The organism is Catenulispora pinisilvae (assembly GCF_015356865.1).
Classification (GTDB): domain Bacteria; phylum Actinomycetota; class Actinomycetes; order Streptomycetales; family Catenulisporaceae; genus Catenulispora; species Catenulispora pinisilvae.
The window spans coordinates 1-3,137 of record NZ_JAAFZA010000453.1; the positions used below are offsets into that span (position 1 = coordinate 1).

The 3,137-nt window shown below is 65.5% G+C and carries 3 pseudogenes; all 3 read left to right on the top strand.

Annotated elements, in window-relative coordinates:
- A pseudogene (locus tag IZR01_RS53935) lies at positions 1–1,013 on the top strand (AMP-binding protein); the annotation flags it as partial.
- Between the two features lie 154 nt (positions 1,014–1,167).
- Positions 1,168–2,466 (top strand): annotated as a pseudogene (locus IZR01_RS48750) (condensation domain-containing protein); the annotation flags it as partial.
- A gap of 177 nt (positions 2,467–2,643) precedes the next feature.
- Positions 2,644–3,137, top strand: a pseudogene (locus IZR01_RS54865) (AMP-binding protein); the annotation flags it as partial.

Genomic DNA, 3,137 nt, shown 5'->3' on the forward strand with positions numbered 1-3,137 from the left:
TGGCTGGGGATTTGGCGGGTGTGAGGGTTTTGGTTGGTGGTGAGGCGTTGGCTGTTGATTTGGCGCGTGATTTGGTGGGTGTGGCGGGGTCGGTGACGAATTTGTATGGCCCGACGGAGTCGACGATTTGGTCGACGGCGGCTGGGCTGGATGCCGGGGTCGGGTCGGTGGTGCCGATCGGCCGGCCGATCGCGAACACCCGGGTATTCGTCCTGGACGCTGAGTTGCGACCGGTCCCGGCTGGTGTCGTCGGCGAGCTCTACATCGCTGGTGCTGGTTTGGCTCGGGGCTATCTGGGTCGTACGGGTTTGACGTCGGAGCGGTTTGTTGCGGATCCGTTCGGTCCGGCGGGGTCGCGGATGTATCGCACCGGTGATTTGGCGCGTTGGACCGTCGACGGGGTGCTGGAGTTTTTGGGCCGTGTCGATGATCAGGTGAAGTTGCGTGGTTTCCGGATCGAGTTGGGTGAGATCGAGGCTGTTCTGGCCGGGCATGGGCTGATGGCCGGGTCCGCGGTGTTGGTGCGGGAGGATCGGCCTGGGGACAAGCGCCTGGTGGCCTATGTCGTGCCCACGCCTGACGCTGGCGAGATCGACATGTCGGTGCTGCGCGATCATGTCGCGTTGTCGCTGCCGGAGTACATGGTCCCGTCGGCGTTCGTGGTGCTGGATGCGCTGCCGCTGACCCCGAACGGCAAGCTGAACCGCCGCGCCCTCCCCGCCCCCGAATTCCTGGCGGTTCCGGGCGGCCGCGCGCCCCGCAACGCCCAAGAGCAGCAGTTGTGTGACCTGTTCGCGGAGGTCCTGGGCGTGGAATCAGTGTCCATCGACGATCACTTCTTCGTCCGCGGCGGCCACTCACTACTCGCCACGCGTCTGGTCAGCCGCGTGCGCTCGGCCATGGGTGTCGAACTGGATCTGCGGATCCTGTTCGAGGCACCGACGGTCGCCGGGATCGTCGGGTCCCTCCAGCCGGCGAAGCGGGCCCGGCCGTCGTTGCGGCCGATGGACCGGTCCAAATACGAGGAGCCGTCATGACCGGCCCCGCCCTGGAGGGCAGTCGGCTGGATATGAGCGGTGTGGGGCCGCCCCCAGGTTCGGGGTGGCGGGGAACGTCGGCTGGTACCGGTCCTGAAGGGCCGTTTTCCTGGATGGGGAGTTTTCTGTGATCCCGGTTTCGTACGCGCAGCGTCGGTTGTGGTTCCTGAGTCGTCTGGAGGGTCCGTCCGCGACGTACAACCTCCCGTTGGTGGTGCGCCTCTCCGGTGACCTGAACCCGTCGGCGCTTCAGGCCGCGTTGCTGGACGTGCTGGACCGGCATGAGAGTCTGCGGACGATCTTCCCGCAGGTGAAGGGTCAGCCGTTCCAGAGCGTGCTGCCGGTCGGGGAGTTGGGCACGGCCGCCGACCTGGTGCTGCGAAACTCCTCGCCGGAGACGCTGGACGCTGACATCGCGGCCGTGGTGGGCACCGTATTCGAACTGGAGTCCGATATCCCGGTTCGGGCTTGTCTGCTGGAAGTCACTCCGCAGGAGTTCGTGTTGGTGGCGGTGGTGCATCACATCGCCGGTGACGGCTGGTCGCTCGGCCCGCTGGCCCGCGATCTGGCGGTCGCTTACGCGGCCCGGCTACAGGGCACGGCGCCGGCTTGGGAGCCGTTGCCGGTGCAGTACGCGGACTACACCCTGTGGCAGCGGGAACTGCTCGGCGACGAAGACGACCCTGAGAGCGTCTTCGCCGAGCAGGTTGCCTTCTGGCGGGGGGCGCTGTCCGGTGTACCGGATCAGCTGGAGTTGCCGTTCGATCGTTCCCGCCCGGCCGTTGCCTCGCACAGCGGTGATCGTGTTGCGGTGCGGTGGGATGCCGATGTGCATCGTGCTCTGGTGCAGCTGGCCCAGCGGCAAGGCGCCAGTCTGTTCATGGTGGTGCAGGCTGCGATGGCAGCATGGCTGTCGCGGATGGGTGCGGGTACTGACATTCCCATCGGGACTGCCGTCGCCGGCCGCCTGGATGAGGCGCTGGATGATCTGGTCGGGTTCTTCGTGAACACGCTGGTTTTGCGGACTGATGTGTCTGGGGATCCGACGTTCGCAGAGCTCGTTGATCGTGTCCGTGATTCCGATCTGTCGGCCTTCGGGCATCAGGATGTGCCCTTCGAGCGCCTGGTCGAGGTGCTGAACCCAGCGCGTTCGATGGCGCGGCATCCGCTGTTCCAGGTGATGCTGTCCTTCCAGAACGCCCCGGCCGCGGACCTGGCCATGCCGGGCATGCAGGTCGAGGTGGCGCCCGCGCAGACCGACGCGGCGAAGTTCGATCTTGTCCTCGACCTGTCCGAGACGTTCACCGCCGGCGGGGAGCCGGATGGCATCGTCGGGACGCTGGAGTTCGCCACGGACCTGTTCGATGCCGACACCGTGGAGCGGATGCTGAGGTGGCTGCGTCGACTGGTACGGGAGGTGGCTGCTCAGCCGGATCAGCGCCTGGGTCAGGCCGAGTTGCTGGATGAGGCAGAGCGTCGGCAGCTGCTTTTCGGCAACAACGATACTGCTCATCAGGTTCCTGACACGACCCTGGTGGGTTTGGTTGAGGAGCAGGCGCGGCGTTCGCCGGATGCGGTGGCGGTGCTGTGGGGGGACGAGCGGGTTTCGTATGCGGATTTGAATGCCCGGGCGAATCGTCTGGCGCGGGCGCTTGTGGCGCGGGGTGCTGGTCCGGAGTCGCTGGTGGCGGTGGCGTTGCCGCGGTCGGTGGATTTGGTTGTGGCGTTGTTGGCGGTGTTGAAGTCTGGTGCGGCGTATGTGCCGGTGGATGTGGAGTATCCGGCGGATCGCATCGCTTTTATGTTGGCTGATGCCGCGCCGGTGTGTCTGTTGACTGATTCAGATTCGTCGGCGGAGTTGTCGGCTAAGGGTGTGGTTGGGCCTGCACCGTTGGTTTTGGATGATGTCGAGTTGGCTGGGTTCTCGGGTGCGGACCTTGTGGGTGGGGAGCGTCTGGGCGTTTTGGACGCTGGTTGTCCGGCGTATGTGATTTATACGTCTGGTTCGACGGGGCGTCCTAAGGGTGTGGTGGTGGAGCATGGCAGTGCTGTGGATTATGTGTTGTGGGCTGTTCGGAGTTATCCGGGTCTTGGTGGTCG